This is a genomic window from Salipaludibacillus aurantiacus, assembly GCF_900111295.1.
GTDB lineage: Bacteria > Bacillota > Bacilli > Bacillales > Salisediminibacteriaceae > Salipaludibacillus > Salipaludibacillus aurantiacus.
Genome location: NZ_FOGT01000006.1, coordinates 77,466 through 93,162, shown reverse-complemented (window position 1 = coordinate 93,162; position 15,697 = coordinate 77,466). Strand labels below are relative to the sequence as shown.

Sequence of the window (15,697 nt, the reverse complement as noted above, 5' to 3'; positions counted from 1 at the left end):
AGGCACAAAATATCAACGGTCATTCTTTAATAGCACCTTCAATTTAAAATACCATGCTTGTTAAGTAAAATATTACCATAAAGTAGTCTTTACGAATGCAGTAAAATTTTGAAGTTTCAGACATCTCCCTTTAGTGAAAATAAAAAGCATGATAACATCGCGGATGTGACATCCTAAAGGAAACATATACCACGAGATAATTAAGGAGGGCTTCCTTTGCCAGCAATTGTTTCAGTAAGTACTGAGATTCCTCCGTACCGTATGAGCCAGCAGGAAACTAAAGAACTTGTTTATAATCTTTTTTCATCTTCTTATCCGCAAATTGACCGGCTGATTAAAGTATTCGACCATAGTGAAATAACGGAACGACAATTTATGGGACCAAAAGAGTGGTATTTGGAACCGCATACTTTTTCCGAGAAAAACAGTTTGTATGTGGAAGCAGCTGTTGAACTGGGAACTAAGGCGGTCCAAAACAGTGTCGAGGAAGCATCAAAGTATATCGACTGCAGCCTGGAAGACATCGATGCTTTTATTTTTGTCTCCAGCTCAGGCATATCCACGCCGACCATTGATGCAAAAATAATGAACAAGCTGTCGTTTTCTCCCCACATTAAGCGTCTTCCTTTATGGGGGCTTGGCTGTGCTGGCGGAGCGGCAGGGCTGAGCCGGGCGTACGACTATTGTGCTGCTTTTCCGGAAGCAAAAGTGCTCGTTCTCTGCATTGAGTTTTGCAGTCTGACTTTTGCAAAAGACGACCGCTCAAAAAGTAACCTTGTAGGGACCTCCTTGTTTGGTGACGGGGTGGCCTGTGCGCTTGTGGCAGGTGATCAGGCTGTGAGTGAAAGCCCGGGGAGTTTTCCTTTCATTTCAGGAACCCAGTCTACACATATGCCTGATTCCGAAGATATCATGGGCTGGGATCTGCAGGATGACGGGCTGCACGTAATATTTTCCCGGGATATTCCTCATGTCATAGAAAACTGGCTGAAGCCGAACGTCACCACCTTTTTGTCAAAAATGTCAGTTGATTTGGAAGAGATAACTGCCTTTGTTGCGCATCCGGGCGGTAAAAAAGTTCTTCAGGCATATGAACAGGCGTTAAATTTCAAGGAATCCATGACTGACATCCCTCGAAGGATTCTGAAAGACCATGGCAATATGTCATCGCCTACTGTTTTGTATGTGCTTAAGGAATTTTTAAAAGAGAAACGAAGCGAAGGGGAAAAGGGCCTGGTAGCTGCTCTCGGGCCAGGGTTCTGCTCTGAAATACTGCTGCTGGAATGGAGGGAAGCCGTGTGACGCTTTTCTGGGTTGTATGGACCGCAGTTATCGTGCAGAGAATCGTTGAACTCATCTACGCCAAAAGAAATGAGCGGTGGATGAGAGAGAGAGGAGCGGTTGAGCATGGGCGGAGCCATTATAAATGGATCGTCCTTGTCCACGGAGGCTTTTTTGCCGCTTTGCTTCTGGAATGGCTGACAGGAGCGGGAGCACTGCATCCTTTCTGGCCTGTATTTCTGGCGCTGTTTATTGTCGTTCAAGGAATGAGAATCTGGATTCTTCAGTCCCTCGGGAGGTTCTGGAATACTAAAATTCTCGTGATCCCCGGAGAAAAACGGGTTGAAAAAGGGGCGTACGGAAAAATACGCCACCCGAACTACATTATCGTTACACTCGAACTGATCATCATGCCGCTAATCTTTCAGGCATACTTTACTTTACTCGTGTTCACCCTCTTAAACGCCTTTATCCTTCTTTACATCCGCATCCCCGCGGAAGAAAAAGCCCTGGGAATTACTGGGGGGTCTGACCCCGTCAACACAGATTAATAAAAGGTCAAAAAAGGTTAAGGAAATCCTTGACCTTTTTTGACGTTCCGTCTATACTGGAAATAAATAATAGTCAAATATAGTCAAAGTCAAAAATAATTAAAAGGAGGCGTTTATAAAATGAAATGTCAGCAATGTCAGGAGAGAGAGGCGACAATCTTTTGGCGCGTCAATGTAAACGGACAGGAACAGTCCGCTCAGCTTTGCTCAGTCTGTTATGAAGCATTAAGCAGGCAGGCAAACAAAACATCTCAAAACAGTCACTCGTTTCAGTCTTTTTCACAGGGGCAGAACGAGGGGCAGACAGGCTCATGCTCCATTCAGCAGCCGCAGAAAGATCAAAAGGAAAGCATCCTGGAGACTTACGGGAGGGATTTGACCGCCCAGGCTAAAAAAGGGTTAATCGACCCGGTTATTGGCAGGGAAAAGGAAATTAACCAGGTAGCAGAAATTCTTAACCGGAGAAACAAAAATAACCCTGTTTTAACCGGTGAACCGGGAGTAGGAAAAACAGCGATTGCGGAAGGCCTGGCCATTAAAATTAATGAAGGAGAGGTGCCGGCAAAGCTGCAAGGCAAAAAGCTCATTTCCCTTGATGTGGCTTCTCTATTGTCAGGCACGAGCTACCGTGGCCAGTTTGAGGAAAAAATGAAGCAGCTCGTAAGCGAGCTTGAGGAAGACCCGGATATTATTCTGTTTATCGATGAAATCCACCAGCTGGTGGGAGCTGGGAAAACAGAAGGCTCAACGGATGCGGGAAATATTTTAAAACCTGCGCTTGCCGGAGGTCAGATTCAGGTCATCGGTGCCACGACGTACAAGGAATACCGCATTATCGAAAAAGATTCAGCGCTGGAGCGCCGTTTTGAACCGGTAGATGTGAAAGAACCTAGAGTAGAAGACATGGTGGCAATTTTAAAAGGGCTCGCCCCGAAATACGAAGCTTATCACGGGGTCACTTACCCTGAGGAAGTGCTTGAGGCGTGTGCCCGGCTGTCCCACAGGTATATCCAGGACCGCAGGCTGCCGGATAAAGCGATTGATTTAATGGATATCGCCGGAGCCAAAATCAATTTACGGGAAGGCACAGGAAATAAAGACGAGCTTGAAGCCCGGCTTAAGACAATTGAAAAGGAAAAGCAGGAGGCTGCTGAAAAAGAAAATTACGAGAAGGCAGCCAAACTCCGCCAGGAAGAACTGCAGCTTCAGGAAAAACTTGAAAAAGCCACTGACACTGATCTTGTCGTTCACGTATCGGACATCCAGGAAATCATTGAACAGAAAACCGGCATTCCTGTTCAAAAGCTTGAGCAGGCTGAACAGGAAAAGCTTCAGAATCTTCAGCAAAACCTCGAAGAACGCGTGGTTGGACAAAAAGAAGCAGTCTCTGCCGTCGCTAAAGCAGTCCGCCGCGGAAGGGCAGGTTTCCGAAGAGAAGGACGCCCGATGGCCTCATTTATGTTCCACGGCCAGACAGGTGTCGGAAAAACAGAGTTGACCAGGGCGCTCGCAGAAGAGTTATTCGGAGACAGAGAGGCAATGGTTCGGCTCGATATGAGTGAATTTATGGAAAAGCACAGTGTGTCCAAACTTATCGGGTCTCCACCGGGATATGTGGGGCACGAAGAAGCAGGACAATTAACAGAACAAGTTCGCCGGCGCCCGTACTCCATTCTTCTGCTTGATGAAATGGAAAAAGCCCATCCGGATGTCCAGCACATGTTCCTGCAGGTCCTGGAAGATGGGAGACTCACCGACAGCCAGGGGCGTACAGTGAACTTTAAAGAGACGATTCTGGTGATGACTACAAATGCTAAGCCGCTGGAAGCTTACTTTAAACCGGAATTCATGAACCGGATTGACCGGGTAGTCGAGTTCGATGCGCTCGGCAAAGAAGACCTGATTGCGATCACCAGGCTAATGCTTAAAGAAGTTACTGAGCACAGCAAGGAACAGGGAATTGAATTAACAGTGACAGATCCAGCAGTTGAAAAATTAGCGGAGCTGGGCCATGATCCAAAATACGGAGCCCGGCCGCTCCGCAGGACAATTCAGGAACAAGTAGAAGACAAGATTGTTGACCTGATCATGGACAGCGAAGATATCAGCAGCTGTAAAGTGGATATAAAAGACGGCCACATTCATGTTACTGCTGTAAATTAAATAGGAAAAGACATTTCAGGACCCTCATAAGGCTCACTACTAAGCCTTATGGGGGCTTTTTTCTTTTTCTCATCACTGGCTGCAGCATGATCAGGCAATTAACTGAGAGTCTGGATTTGTCATTTTTTAGCATTATTTTTGGAAAAGAATTGATATCTATTTTTACAAAAAGAAATTAAAATAGCAGGAAACGGACGTTAAATGAAGATAACGATCTGTTTATTATATATAAACTTATTAAAAGGTGTTATACAGCTTTTTATGCCTTATAATGCTTTTTTTCAGGAGGATGGGCGGATGCTTCAGACGATCTTAAATCAGGTCCTTGGAATGATTGGTATTATTCTTGTTATCAATATTGTTTATGTCACACTTTTTACCGTAAGAATGATTTTGACACTGAAAGGCCAGCGGTATGCGGCAGCCCTGACGAGCATCGTTGAAATAATCATTTACATCATCGGCCTTGGCATCGTCCTGGACAATCTTGACAGGGTGGAAAATATTATTGCATACGCTGTCGGTTACGCCATAGGAGTACTGGTAGGTATGAAGATTGAAGAAAAACTGGCATTAGGGTATATTACAGTTAATGTGATAACGAAAGAATATGAACCAGATATTCCGAACCGGCTGCGTGACGAAGGATATGGCGTCACTAACTGGGTCGCCTACGGACGGGAAGGCGAACGGCTGATGATGGAAATACTGACATCCCGCCGTTCGGAAGGGAAGCTTTATCAAATGGTAAAGGCACTCGATCCGAACGCTTTTATTATCTCCCATGATACGAAAGCATTTTTTGGAGGCTTCTGGCTAAAAGGAGTGAAACGTTAGTTTTATGGCAGCAAAAAAGAAGAAACAACGCTTTTATGTAGAAGAAAATGAAACAATTGATGACTGCCTCGCGCGAATGGCAAAAGAAGGCTACATGCCGGTTCGACGGATGGAAGAACCGGTATTAAAGGAAGTAAAGCGCAATGGAAAAATGGACGTGGAAGTCGCCCGCCAGCGCATCGTCTTTGAAGGAAAACCGGTGGAATAGGGGAAAGCAGAGCATCAGGGAGCTGATGCGGTCTTTTTTTCAGGGAAATCTCCTTATTAATATGTGGAATTAGGTCTTATGATAGTGTTGATGGGAAACCCCGGCCATGGAGGCGCGGGGTTTTATTAAATGAGGGGGAATAGTTGGGCCCTATCAGCGGAAAACTGGGTTCAATCAGCGAAAATTTAATTCAATCGGCGAAAAACTGGATCAATCAGCGAAAAACAGAATCTATCGGCGAAACCAGCACATCAATCAGCGATTCCCCCCTTCTCCCCCGCTCCCAACCGGCGAACCACTCCATTCCTTCCTTCAAATGAGGAATGTCCCTCTTCAAAAAACACATATCTGCCCCAAATCCCGAACGATCATCAGTTAAAAATAGTAATTGTTCGAAATTAGGTTGACTCACTAGCCGGCTGTTGGTATGATTAAACCACCAACAAAATGACATTGCCTCATATAATATCAGGGATACGGCCTGAAAGTTTCTACCTGCTGACCGTAAATCGGCGGACTATGAGGGAGATGGACACAAATGTACGTGATAAGAGGACAGATGCCCGCATAATGCAAATGAACTGGCCGGCACTGGACTCCTGCTGTGATGCGCACTTTTTATTGTGCGGTCATCTGACATTGTACAATCATCCCAGACGTGTCTTATTGTCCCTCACTCTCATGAATGGACAATAAGATGCGTTTTTTTATATACAAATAGATTCGGAGGTACTTATATGACTGTAAAAGTAGGCGTTATCATGGGATCCACATCTGATTGGGAGACAATGAAACATACGGTAGAAACGTTAAAGGAGCTTGGTGTACCGCTGGAGACCAAAGTAGTTTCGGCCCACCGGACGCCTGATCTTATGTTTGAGTACGCGGAAACAGCGAGAGAGCGGGGACTTGAAGTCATCATCGCAGGAGCGGGCGGGGCAGCTCACCTGCCGGGAATGGTAGCAGCAAAAACAACACTTCCTGTGATCGGGGTGCCGGTTCAGTCTAAAGCCCTCTCAGGAATGGATTCCCTTCTGTCGATTGTCCAGATGCCGGCCGGCGTTCCGGTGGCCACTGTAGCTATAGGGAAAGCAGGCGCGATTAATGCGGCTCTTCTCGCTGCCCAACAGTTGGCCGTTCATGACGCGAAACTGCAGGAGAACCTTGAATTAAGGCGGGAAAAAAAGCGCCATGAAGTCACCCAGCAAGGAGAGTTAATATGAGAAGCGACTGGATTGAACCGGGAAAAACGATCGGAATTCTCGGCGGCGGCCAGCTTGGCCGGATGATGGCCCTGTCCGCCAGAGAGATGGGCTACCGTATTGCTGTCCTTGATCCGGCGCCTGATTCGCCATGTGGACAGGTTGCTGACGAACAGGTTGAAGCAGCCTATGATGACTTAAAAGGCGCTGAAAAACTGGCACAGATTTGTGACGTGCTTACTTATGAATTTGAAAATATTGATTCTGAAACAGCCACATGGCTGGAACAGCAAATGTATTTGCCGCAGGGGAGCGACCTTCTCGCCATTACCCAGGACCGGTGCCATGAGAAAAAGGCAATTCGTTCCTTTAATGTGCCGGTGGTCCCTTACAGGGAAGTTGAAACAGCCAGTGAATTAAAAGAAGCAGCTGATTCATTAGGTTTTCCTGCCGTTTTGAAGACGACGCGAGGCGGTTACGATGGAAAAGGCCAGAAAGTCATCCGTACGGAAGAGGGTTTGTCTGAGGCGTGGGACGAGCTTGAAGGCAAAGGACCGTTTGTACTGGAAGCGTGGATTCCGTTCGAAAAAGAAATTTCTGTCATCGTAACCCGCAGCACTAAAGGAGAGATGACGACATTTCCAGTCGCAGAAAACATTCATGTCAATAACATTCTTCACCAGTCCATTGTGCCAGCCCGGATTCCTGCTGAAGTGGAGGAAGAAGCGACGCAAATCGCTACACGCCTGGCTGAATCGTTTAATCTCATCGGCACTTTGGCGGTTGAAATGTTTGTCGCTGAAAATGGGAAAATTTATGTCAATGAACTGGCGCCAAGGCCACATAACTCGGGCCACTATACGATTAACGCGTGTGAAACATCCCAGTTTCAGCAGCATATCCGTGCTGTCTGCGGCTGGCCGCTTGGAAAAACTGATTTACTGAAACCGGTCATCATGGTTAATATATTAGGGGAACACGTCCCGGATGTTGTGAACGGTCTGACTGGTCTTCCGGACGGGCACCTGCATCTTTACGGAAAAAAAGAAGCACGTACCGGCCGTAAAATGGGCCACCTTAACTTTTTAACAAATAATCTTGAAGAAACACTTGAAAAGATCGACCAGTCACACATCTGGAAAAAGGATTAATACTTAGGAGGCATTTGGATGATTGAACGTTATACGCGCCCTGAAATGGGGGCTATCTGGACTGAAAAGAACCGCTTCCAAGCGTGGCTTGAAGTGGAAATTCTCGCCTGTGAAGCATGGGCGGAACTGGGGGACATCCCTAAAGCGGACGTGGAGAAAATCCGCGAAAATGCAGCATTCGATGTGGAGAGAATACATGAAATTGAAGCTGAGACCCGGCACGATGTCGTAGCATTTACACGGGCTGTATCCGAGTCGCTCGGGGAAGAGCGGAAATGGGTGCATTACGGGCTAACGTCCACAGACGTCGTGGATACCGCGCTCTCTTACTTATTAAAGCAGGCGAATGAGATTCTGGAAAAAGACATTCTTAACTTTATCGACATTTTAAAAGACAAAGCGGTTGAACATAAATCGACTGTCATGATGGGGCGGACACACGGCGTGCACGCTGAACCGACCACCTTCGGGTTAAAGCTGGCCCTCTGGTACGAAGAAATGAACCGGAATCTGGAGCGTTTCCGCCAGGCTGCTGAAACAGTCCGGGTAGGAAAGCTTTCGGGTGCCGTGGGTACGTATGCGAATATTGATCCATCAGTTGAAAAGCATGTGTGTGAAGGGCTTGGCCTTGAAGCGTCACCGATTTCCACCCAGACCCTTCAACGCGACCGGCACGCTCATTATGTTGCGACGCTGTCGTTAATCGCCTCTTCCATTGAGAAAATGGCTGTTGAAATCCGCGGCCTCCAAAAGAGCGAGACACGCGAAGTGGAAGAATTTTTTGCGAAGGGACAGAAAGGGTCATCAGCGATGCCTCATAAACGAAATCCGATCGGGTCGGAGAATATGACAGGGCTTGCCAGAGTACTTCGCGGCCACGTCATGACAGCTTATGAGAATGTGGCTCTCTGGCATGAACGGGATATCTCCCATTCATCAGCTGAACGAATTATTCTTCCTGATGCGACGATTGCCCTGAATTATATGCTGAACAGATTCGGCAATATCGTGAAAAATTTAACGGTGTTCCCTGATAATATGAAACGCAACATGTCCAGGACTTACGGACTTATTTATTCCCAGCGGGTGTTATTGTCATTGATTGACAAAGGCATGGCCCGTGAAGAAGCATACGATCTTGTCCAGCCGAAAGCAATGGAAGCCTGGGAAAGAGCGGTTCAATTCAGAAGCCTTGTTGAAGAAGACGAGCGTATTACGGCGCATTTGTCATCTGAAGAATTGGACGACTGCTTTGATTATCAGCACCATTTAAAACATGTCGATACAATTTTCGAACGGTTAGGGTTAAATTAAATAAACAGCGGTGCCTGCCATCCGGCAGGTGCTGCTGAAAAATGGTGCCAACTGCACCTTCAGAACAAAGAAAATTGCCAATTTTCAAATACACAGGAGGCGTTTCACCGTGGAAAAGAAAGCATGTTTATATGAAGGAAAAGCGAAACGCATTTATGAAACAGACAAACCCGGCGTGCTTTGGGTGGCGTACAAAGATGATGCCACAGCATTTAACGGAGAAAAGAAAGATGTCTTAAAAGGAAAAGGACGCCTGAACAACGAGATCAGTTCTCTGATTTTTTCTTCGCTGGCTAAAAAAGGAATCAAAAGCCATTTTATCGAGCGCCTCTCTGAGACTGAACAGCTGATCCGCAAAGTGACGATCATTCCTGTAGAAGTAGTCGTCAGAAATGTTGCTGCGGGCAGTCTTGTCAAGCGTCTCGGATTCCAGAGAGGGCAGGCTTTTGACAAGCCGATTGTGGAGTTTTACTACAAAGACGATGAGCTGGGCGACCCTCTTATGAATGAGGAACACATTCAGGCGTTAAAGCTCGCCTCAGAAGACGAAGTGCAGTCGATGAAAGAGAAAGCATTGGCTGTCAATGAACAGCTGATTGATATTTTTGAGAGCATCGACGTTCAGCTGATCGACTTTAAACTTGAATTCGGGCGAGATGCGTCAGGCAATGTGCTGCTGGCCGACGAAATTTCTCCGGATACGTGCCGGCTTTGGGACAAAAAAACAGGTGAATCATTTGATAAAGATTTATTCCGTTTCCAGCAGGGCAATTTGCAGGAAGGCTATGAAACTATTTTTTCGAGACTAGGGGGACACACACAATGATGTATGAAGTTAAAGTCTATGTAACGTTAAAAGAAGGGGTTCTGGATCCTCAAGGTTCAGCTGTAAAAAATTCACTTCATCACCTTGGCTATGAAGGGGTGGAAGAGGTCAGAATCGGGAAAGTCATGACTCTCCGAATTGAAGCTGAAAAAGACACGGTCGATGCACAGGTCAAAGAGATGTGCGATAAACTTCTTGCTAATCCAGTTATAGAAGATTACACCTATGAAACAGAGGAGGTTGTCTCTTCATGAAGTTTGCAGTCATCGTATTTCCGGGCTCCAACTGTGATTTAGATATGTACCATGCGGTTAAAGATGAACTCGGTGAAGAAGCGGCCTACGTCTGGCACGACGAAACGAGTCTGGAAGGATTTGACGCAGTACTGCTTCCTGGAGGGTTCTCTTATGGTGATTATCTCCGTTCAGGAGCTATTGCCCGTTTTTCCCCAATCATGAAAGCTGTTGAAAAAGCGGCTGCGGAAGGAAAGCCGGTTCTCGGTGTGTGCAACGGATTCCAGGTGCTGCTTGAAGCAGGCCTCCTGCCGGGAGCAATGCGCCGGAACGCTAAACTGACATTTATCTGTAAACAGACGGAGCTGGAAATAAAAAATAAATCCACGATGTTTACAACAGGCTATGCAGATGAGGAAACGATCACTATTCCGGTAGCGCACGGGGATGGCAATTATTACTGTGATGAAACCACCCTTAAGAAGCTGAAGGACAACAACCAGATTGTGTTTACTTATAAAGATGATATAAACGGGTCAGTCGCCAATATTGCCGGCATTACGAATGAAAACGGCAATGTACTGGGCATGATGCCGCATCCCGAGCGGGCGGTGGATGATTTACTCGGATCCGCAGACGGCTTAAAACTATTTCAATCGATTGTTAAGTATTGGAGGGAACAGCATGCAATTACTTCATGAACCGTCGCCCCAGATGATTAAAGATGAGAAAATATACCAGGAGATGGGTGTCAGCGATACAGAGTTTCAAATGATAGAAGACATTCTCGGCAGACTGCCGAACTACACCGAGCTGGGGCTGTTCTCTGTTATGTGGTCGGAACACTGCAGCTATAAGAATTCCAAAGTGCTTCTAAAAAAGTTCCCTGTAACTGGAGAGAAAGTCCTGCAGGGGCCTGGTGAAGGGGCCGGAATTATAGATATCGGCGATGAGCAGGCAGTCGTATTTAAAATTGAAAGCCATAACCATCCGTCAGCCATAGAACCTTATGAAGGAGCGGCCACCGGGGTAGGCGGCATTATCCGTGATGTCTTCTCAATGGGCGCGAGGCCTGTTGCTTTACTTAATTCTCTCCGCTTTGGCGAACTTAAAAATCCGCGCGTGAAATATATTTTTGAAGGGGTCGTCTCAGGTATTGCCGGTTACGGAAACTGTATCGGTATTCCGACTGTCGGAGGCGAAGTGCAGTTTGATCCTTGCTACGAAGGGAACCCGCTCGTGAACGCAATGTGTGTCGGGCTTATTGACCATGAAGATATTCAGAAAGGCCAGGCGAAAGGCGTCGGCAACCCTGTTTTATACGTAGGAGCAAGTACAGGCCGGGACGGGATCCACGGAGCCACATTTGCATCCGAGGAACTGAGCGAAGAGTCCGAATCAAAACGGCCGGCCGTCCAGGTCGGAGACCCGTTTATGGAAAAACTTCTTGTGGAAGCATGTCTTGAAGCAACGAAACATCCGAAACTTGTAGGCATTCAGGATATGGGAGCAGCCGGCCTGACATCTTCTTCGGCAGAAATGGCCAGTAAAGCAGGCTCGGGAATTGAAATGAACCTTGATGCCGTTCCCCAGCGTGAAAAAGCGATGACGCCTTATGAAATGATGCTTTCTGAATCACAGGAGCGAATGCTCCTTGTAGTTGAGAAAGGGAGCGAGCAGGAATTTATCAGCCTGTTTGAAAAGTGGGGTCTTATGGCAAAGGTTGTTGGACAAGTAACGGATGACCACCGCCTAAAACTGATCCACCAAGGAGAAACGGTGGCGGATGTCCCTGTTGACGCACTGGCGGAAGAAGCTCCGGTTTATCATCAGCCGTCAATAGAGCCGGCTTATTTCCAGGAATTCCAGAGCCAGGCGGGATACCGCCCGGAAGTAGCAGACTATGCCGGCACGTTGAAAGACCTTCTGCGTCAGCCGACGATTGCCAGTAAAGAATGGGTGTATGAGCAATACGATTATATGGTGAGAACGAACACGGTCGTTGCTCCTGGATCGGATGCGGCTGTACTCAGAATCCGTGATACGAAGAAAGCTCTGGCTATGACGACAGACTGCAATTCCCGCTATATCTACCTCGACCCGTATGAGGGCGGGAAACTTGCTGTGGCAGAAGCAGCGAGAAACCTTGTCTGTTCAGGTGCAGAACCGTTAGGCGTTACCGACTGCCTTAATTACGGAAGCCCTGAAAAACCGGAAATCTTCTGGCAGCTTGAAAAATCAACCGACGGACTCAGTGAAGCGTGTGAAGCGCTTGCCACACCAGTCATCGGAGGGAATGTATCCTTATATAACGAAACAGGTAAAGGAGCGATTTACCCGACTCCTGTTATCGGTATGGTCGGTCTCATCCATGAGCTGGACCATATTACGAAACAGTCGTTCCGCCAGACGGGGGACATCATTTATCTGCTCGGTGAAGCGAAGCCGGAGTTTTCGGGAAGTGAGCTTCAAAAAATGACTGAAGGAAGGATTTTCGGTCCGTCTCCGGTTATTGATCTTGAAACGGAGAAACAGCGTCAGCAGGACGTACTGAAAGCGATCCAGTCCGGCAACGTACAGTCGGCCCACGATTTGTCAGAAGGCGGCTTCCTTGTTGCGCTGGCTGAAAAGGCGTTTGGAACGCCGTTCGGTGCTGAGGTAACACTCCCGGACGCCGATGTGCTGTCTGCTTTCTTCAGTGAATCACCGTCACGCTATATTTTAACAGTGAAAAAAGAGAACAAGGCAGCGTTTGAGGCGCTTATTCCTGAAGCGCAAGCGATTGGTACGGTGACAGATGCTGCTGAGATTCGTGTGAAAGATAAACAGGGTGCGGCCCTGATTAATGAACGCGTCCAGCCGTTGGAGGACGCTTGGAGAGGTGCCATTTCATGTTACCTGAAATCAAAGGATTAAATGAGGAGTGCGGAGTTTTCGGTGTGTGGGGCCATGAGGAGGCTTCTCATATTACGTATTACGGCCTTCACAGTCTGCAGCATCGCGGACAGGAAGGTGCGGGAATTGTCGTTACCGACCGTGAAAAACTGAAAATCCATAAGGGTATGGGCCTGGTCAATGAGGTGTTTAACCCGGACATTCTGGACGGGCTGACGGGTACGGGGGCGATTGGCCACGTCCGTTACACGACAGCAGGCGGAAGCGACTTTATTAACTGCCAGCCGCTCCAGTTCAATTCGCAGACCGGCAGCCTTGCTCTTGCGCATAATGGAAATCTGGTTAATGCTACGGCGTTGAAACGCCAGCTTGAGCACCAGGGAAGTATTTTTCAGACGACGTCAGATACCGAGGTCATTGCCCACCTTATTAAGCGGAGCGGGTATCCGAGTATCAGAGATTCTGTGAAAAATGCGCTGACAATGGTAAAAGGGGCTTACGCTCTGGCTGTTCTTGTAGAAGACTTTATGATGGTGGCGCTTGACCCGAACGGGCTTCGTCCACTGTCAATCGGAAAGCTGGGCGATGCTTATGTGGTGTCTTCGGAAACGTGCGCGTTTGATATCATCGGCGCTGAGTTTGTAAGAGAGGTCCAGCCGGGCGAACTGATTACGATCGATGATGAGGGGCTCCATATCGAAGCCTTTTCCCCGTCAACGAAACGGACGATCTGCTCGATGGAGTATGTCTACTTTGCCCGCCCTGACAGCAACATCGAAGAAATCAACGTTCATGCTGCCCGGAAAAATCTCGGTAAACAGCTGGCCATCGAGTCGCCGGTTGAGGCGGACGTGGTGACAGGAGTGCCGGATTCGAGTATTTCGGCCGCCATCGGTTTTGCAGAAGAGTCAGGGATTCCGTATGAGCTTGGCCTCATAAAAAACAGGTATGTCGGAAGGACGTTCATTCAGCCGTCACAGGCGCTCCGTGAACAGGGAGTGAAAATGAAACTGTCTGCCGTCAGAGGGGTCGTGGAAGGTAAACGTGTCGTCATGATTGACGATTCGATTGTACGCGGGACGACAGCCCGCCGGATCGTCAAGCTGCTTCGTGAAGCAGGGGCAAAAGAAGTCCATGTTCGTATCAGTTCACCGCCGATTATCAATCCGTGTTTTTACGGGATTGATACTTCGACTAAAGGCGAGTTAATCGCTTCGTCCAAGACTGAGCAGGAGATATGCGATGAAATGGGAGCTGACTCACTGTCTTATTTAAGTGTGGACGGTCTGATGACCGGGATTGGAAGACCGGCAGTCATGGAAAACTGCGGGCAGTGCCTTGCCTGTTTTACAGGCCAGTATCCGACTGAAATTTTTCCGGAAACAGATCATCCTTACGATAAAGTGTTAGGGGGCAAATAACGTGTCGAAAGCATATGAATCGGCTGGTGTAAATATCGAAGCAGGCTACGAAGGGGTCCGCCGTATGAAAAAGCATGTGGCATCCACCATGCGCCCGGAAGTTATAGGCGGACTGGGGGGCTTTGGAGGCTTGTTCGATTTATCCTTGCTGAACTTAAAAGAACCGGTGCTCGTTTCAGGAACGGACGGCGTCGGTACGAAGCTGATGATTGCCCAGGAGATGAATAAGCATGACACCATCGGGGTAGATGCAGTGGCTATGTGTGTCAATGACATCATTGTCCAGGGCGCGGCACCGTTATTTTTCCTCGATTATCTGGCACTCGGAAAAAATGATCCGGTTCAGGTGGAGCAGATTGTTGCAGGAGTAGCCGATGGCTGCAGGCAGTCAGGCTGTGCGCTTGTAGGCGGGGAAACGGCGGAAATGCCGGGGCTGTATGACGATAATGAATATGATGTAGCCGGATTTGTCGTAGGCGCTGCAGAAAAGTCTGAATTGTGGGGGCCGGAACGGACGGCAGAAGGAGACGTACTGATCGGCCTTCCTGCGAGCGGTGTCCACAGCAACGGCTTTTCATTAGTTAGGAAAATTGTCAATGACGCAGGTCTGTCATGGACCGATAAAGATGAGAGAGGCAAGTCATTAGGGGAACTATTTCTTACTCCTACGAAAATTTATGTCAAAGCATTAAAGCCTTTCGTTGGCGGAGAAGTAGTTCGGGCGGCTGCCCACATTACCGGCGGAGGCCTTGTGGAAAATGTGCCGCGTATGCTCGGGAACGGGCTCGGGGCTGATATCAGCCTGGACAGCTGGGATGTCCCTGGTGTTTTCAAGTGGCTGAAAGAAAAAGGAAGCCTCACTGATGAAGATATGCTCGAGACGTTTAATATGGGGATCGGCCTCGTCATGGCAGTAAAGAAAGCAGACGTATCCGGGGTTATGGAAAGACTGGAAGCAGAAGGAGAGAAGCCGGTGACAATCGGTACTATCTTTAAAGGTGAAGGTGTGCAGTTTAAAGGAGCGTTGAACATATGAAGATAGCAGTCTTTGCGTCAGGGAGCGGAAGCAATTTTCAGGCGATCCTTGACGCATGCGCGAGTGGAAGCCTTGATGCCTCTGTGTCACTTCTCGTGTGTGATAAACCTGGGGCATTTGCTGAACAGCGGGCAGCCTCAGCAGACATTCCGGTCTTCTCGTTTTCGCCGAAAAACTTTGATGGAAAAGCGGCGTTTGAAGAAGCGATTTTAAAAGAACTCCGGGCCCGCGGCATTGAGCTTCTGGTACTGGCAGGTTATATGAGGCTGGTAGGCAGGACGCTGCTGAAAGAATATGAAGGGCGTATTATTAACATTCATCCTTCACTTCTTCCGGCATTTCCAGGACTTGATGCCATTGGCCAGGCGTTTGACGCCCGTGTTAAGATCTCCGGAATCACGATCCATTTTGTGGATGAAGGAATGGATACGGGTCCTATAATTGCCCAGGAACCTGTTAGAATAGAAGAGACGGATACGAAAGAAGATGTGCAGCGTAAGATTCAGAAATTAGAGCACGCTTTGTATCCAAAAACGATCCAGACTGTGATCGAAGAACGGCAGAGGAGTGTGAGATAAA

General features: G+C 47.9%; 16 protein-coding genes and 1 riboswitch. Of the genes, 15 read left to right on the top strand and 1 reads right to left on the bottom strand.

Features of this window, described 5'->3' with window-relative positions:
- Positions 1 to 216 precede the first annotated feature (216 nt).
- From BMW59_RS09170 to BMW59_RS09150, 5 genes are all read left to right on the top strand, one after another.
- Positions 217 to 1,302, top strand: a complete 1,086-nt coding sequence (locus tag BMW59_RS09170; protein ID WP_093050639.1) for a type III polyketide synthase — start codon at positions 217 to 219, stop codon at positions 1,300 to 1,302.
- Positions 1,299 to 1,832, top strand: a complete 534-nt coding sequence (locus BMW59_RS09165) for an isoprenylcysteine carboxyl methyltransferase family protein (protein ID WP_245733025.1) — start codon at positions 1,299 to 1,301, stop codon at positions 1,830 to 1,832. The genes BMW59_RS09170 and BMW59_RS09165 overlap by 4 nt, the downstream gene beginning before the upstream one ends.
- 120 nt (positions 1,833 to 1,952) lie before the next feature.
- On the top strand, positions 1,953 to 3,995 hold the full coding sequence (locus BMW59_RS09160; protein WP_093050633.1) for an ATP-dependent Clp protease ATP-binding subunit: 2,043 nt from the start codon (positions 1,953 to 1,955) through the stop codon (positions 3,993 to 3,995).
- A gap of 297 nt (positions 3,996 to 4,292) precedes the next feature.
- Positions 4,293 to 4,832, top strand: a complete 540-nt coding sequence (locus BMW59_RS09155; protein WP_093051093.1) for a DUF2179 domain-containing protein — start codon at positions 4,293 to 4,295, stop codon at positions 4,830 to 4,832.
- A gap of 4 nt (positions 4,833 to 4,836) precedes the next feature.
- Complete coding sequence (locus BMW59_RS09150) at positions 4,837 to 5,040, top strand: NETI motif-containing protein (protein ID WP_093050630.1); 204 nt, start codon at positions 4,837 to 4,839, stop codon at positions 5,038 to 5,040.
- Positions 5,041 to 5,254: 214 nt separating this feature from the next.
- Here the strand turns inward: BMW59_RS09150 and BMW59_RS21620 are convergent, their stop codons facing one another.
- Positions 5,255 to 5,452: a hypothetical protein gene (locus BMW59_RS21620; protein ID WP_177174256.1), complete on the bottom strand. Its 198-nt coding sequence runs from the start codon at positions 5,450 to 5,452 to the stop codon at positions 5,255 to 5,257.
- Positions 5,453 to 5,478: 26 nt separating this feature from the next.
- Positions 5,479 to 5,580, top strand: a riboswitch (purine riboswitch).
- A gap of 197 nt (positions 5,581 to 5,777) precedes the next feature.
- Between BMW59_RS21620 and purE the strand changes: the two genes are divergently transcribed.
- The 10 genes from purE to purN all read left to right on the top strand — a co-directional run bounded on the left by purE (position 5,778) and on the right by purN (position 15,696).
- Positions 5,778 to 6,263, top strand: coding sequence for a 5-(carboxyamino)imidazole ribonucleotide mutase (purE, locus tag BMW59_RS09145; RefSeq protein WP_093050627.1), 486 nt, complete (start codon positions 5,778 to 5,780; stop codon positions 6,261 to 6,263).
- On the top strand, positions 6,260 to 7,393 hold the full coding sequence (purK, locus tag BMW59_RS09140) for a 5-(carboxyamino)imidazole ribonucleotide synthase (protein ID WP_093050624.1): 1,134 nt from the start codon (positions 6,260 to 6,262) through the stop codon (positions 7,391 to 7,393). Before purE ends, purK begins: the two co-directional genes overlap by 4 nt.
- An 18-nt stretch (positions 7,394 to 7,411) precedes the next feature.
- A complete protein-coding gene (gene purB / locus BMW59_RS09135; RefSeq protein WP_093050621.1) occupies positions 7,412 to 8,707 on the top strand; it encodes an adenylosuccinate lyase in 1,296 nt (431 codons plus the stop codon).
- 109 nt (positions 8,708 to 8,816) lie between these two features.
- Positions 8,817 to 9,533, top strand: coding sequence for a phosphoribosylaminoimidazolesuccinocarboxamide synthase (gene purC, locus BMW59_RS09130; RefSeq protein ID WP_093050618.1), 717 nt, complete (start codon positions 8,817 to 8,819; stop codon positions 9,531 to 9,533).
- A complete protein-coding gene (gene purS, locus BMW59_RS09125) occupies positions 9,533 to 9,787 on the top strand; it encodes a phosphoribosylformylglycinamidine synthase subunit PurS (protein WP_093051091.1) in 255 nt (84 codons plus the stop codon). The genes purC and purS overlap by 1 nt, the downstream gene beginning before the upstream one ends.
- Positions 9,784 to 10,467 (top strand): phosphoribosylformylglycinamidine synthase subunit PurQ, encoded by a 684-nt coding sequence (gene purQ / locus BMW59_RS09120; RefSeq protein WP_093050615.1) that lies wholly within the window; start codon positions 9,784 to 9,786, stop codon positions 10,465 to 10,467. The genes purS and purQ overlap by 4 nt, the downstream gene beginning before the upstream one ends.
- On the top strand, positions 10,451 to 12,682 hold the full coding sequence (gene purL, locus BMW59_RS09115) for a phosphoribosylformylglycinamidine synthase subunit PurL (protein WP_093050612.1): 2,232 nt from the start codon (positions 10,451 to 10,453) through the stop codon (positions 12,680 to 12,682). Before purQ ends, purL begins: the two co-directional genes overlap by 17 nt.
- The gene (gene purF / locus BMW59_RS09110) at positions 12,658 to 14,082 is read left to right on the top strand and encodes an amidophosphoribosyltransferase (RefSeq protein WP_093050609.1); all 1,425 of its coding nucleotides are present in this window, start codon (positions 12,658 to 12,660) and stop codon (positions 14,080 to 14,082) included. The genes purL and purF overlap by 25 nt, the downstream gene beginning before the upstream one ends.
- A 1-nt stretch (position 14,083) precedes the next feature.
- Positions 14,084 to 15,118: a phosphoribosylformylglycinamidine cyclo-ligase gene (purM, locus tag BMW59_RS09105; protein ID WP_093050606.1), complete on the top strand. Its 1,035-nt coding sequence runs from the start codon at positions 14,084 to 14,086 to the stop codon at positions 15,116 to 15,118.
- On the top strand, positions 15,115 to 15,696 hold the full coding sequence (purN, locus tag BMW59_RS09100) for a phosphoribosylglycinamide formyltransferase (RefSeq protein WP_093050603.1): 582 nt from the start codon (positions 15,115 to 15,117) through the stop codon (positions 15,694 to 15,696). The genes purM and purN overlap by 4 nt, the downstream gene beginning before the upstream one ends.
- Position 15,697: the final 1 nt, after the last annotated feature.

Excerpts from the sequence above, each read along its gene's own strand:
- BMW59_RS09160 (WP_093050633.1), top strand. The coding sequence starts at position 1,953 with ATGAAATGTCAGCAATGTCAGGAGAGAGAGGCGACAATCTTTTGGCGC.
- purN (WP_093050603.1), top strand. The coding sequence starts at position 15,115 with ATGAAGATAGCAGTCTTTGCGTCAGGGAGCGGAAGCAATTTTCAGGCG.
- purB (WP_093050621.1), top strand. The coding sequence starts at position 7,412 with ATGATTGAACGTTATACGCGCCCTGAAATGGGGGCTATCTGGACTGAA.
- BMW59_RS09150 (WP_093050630.1), top strand. The coding sequence starts at position 4,837 with ATGGCAGCAAAAAAGAAGAAACAACGCTTTTATGTAGAAGAAAATGAA.
- purL (WP_093050612.1), top strand. The coding sequence starts at position 10,451 with ATGCAATTACTTCATGAACCGTCGCCCCAGATGATTAAAGATGAGAAA.
- purK (WP_093050624.1), top strand. The coding sequence starts at position 6,260 with ATGAGAAGCGACTGGATTGAACCGGGAAAAACGATCGGAATTCTCGGC.
- purQ (WP_093050615.1), top strand. The coding sequence starts at position 9,784 with ATGAAGTTTGCAGTCATCGTATTTCCGGGCTCCAACTGTGATTTAGAT.
- BMW59_RS09155 (WP_093051093.1), top strand. The coding sequence starts at position 4,293 with ATGCTTCAGACGATCTTAAATCAGGTCCTTGGAATGATTGGTATTATT.
- purF (WP_093050609.1), top strand. The coding sequence starts at position 12,658 with ATGTTACCTGAAATCAAAGGATTAAATGAGGAGTGCGGAGTTTTCGGT.
- purE (WP_093050627.1), top strand. The coding sequence starts at position 5,778 with ATGACTGTAAAAGTAGGCGTTATCATGGGATCCACATCTGATTGGGAG.
- purS (WP_093051091.1), top strand. The coding sequence starts at position 9,533 with ATGTATGAAGTTAAAGTCTATGTAACGTTAAAAGAAGGGGTTCTGGAT.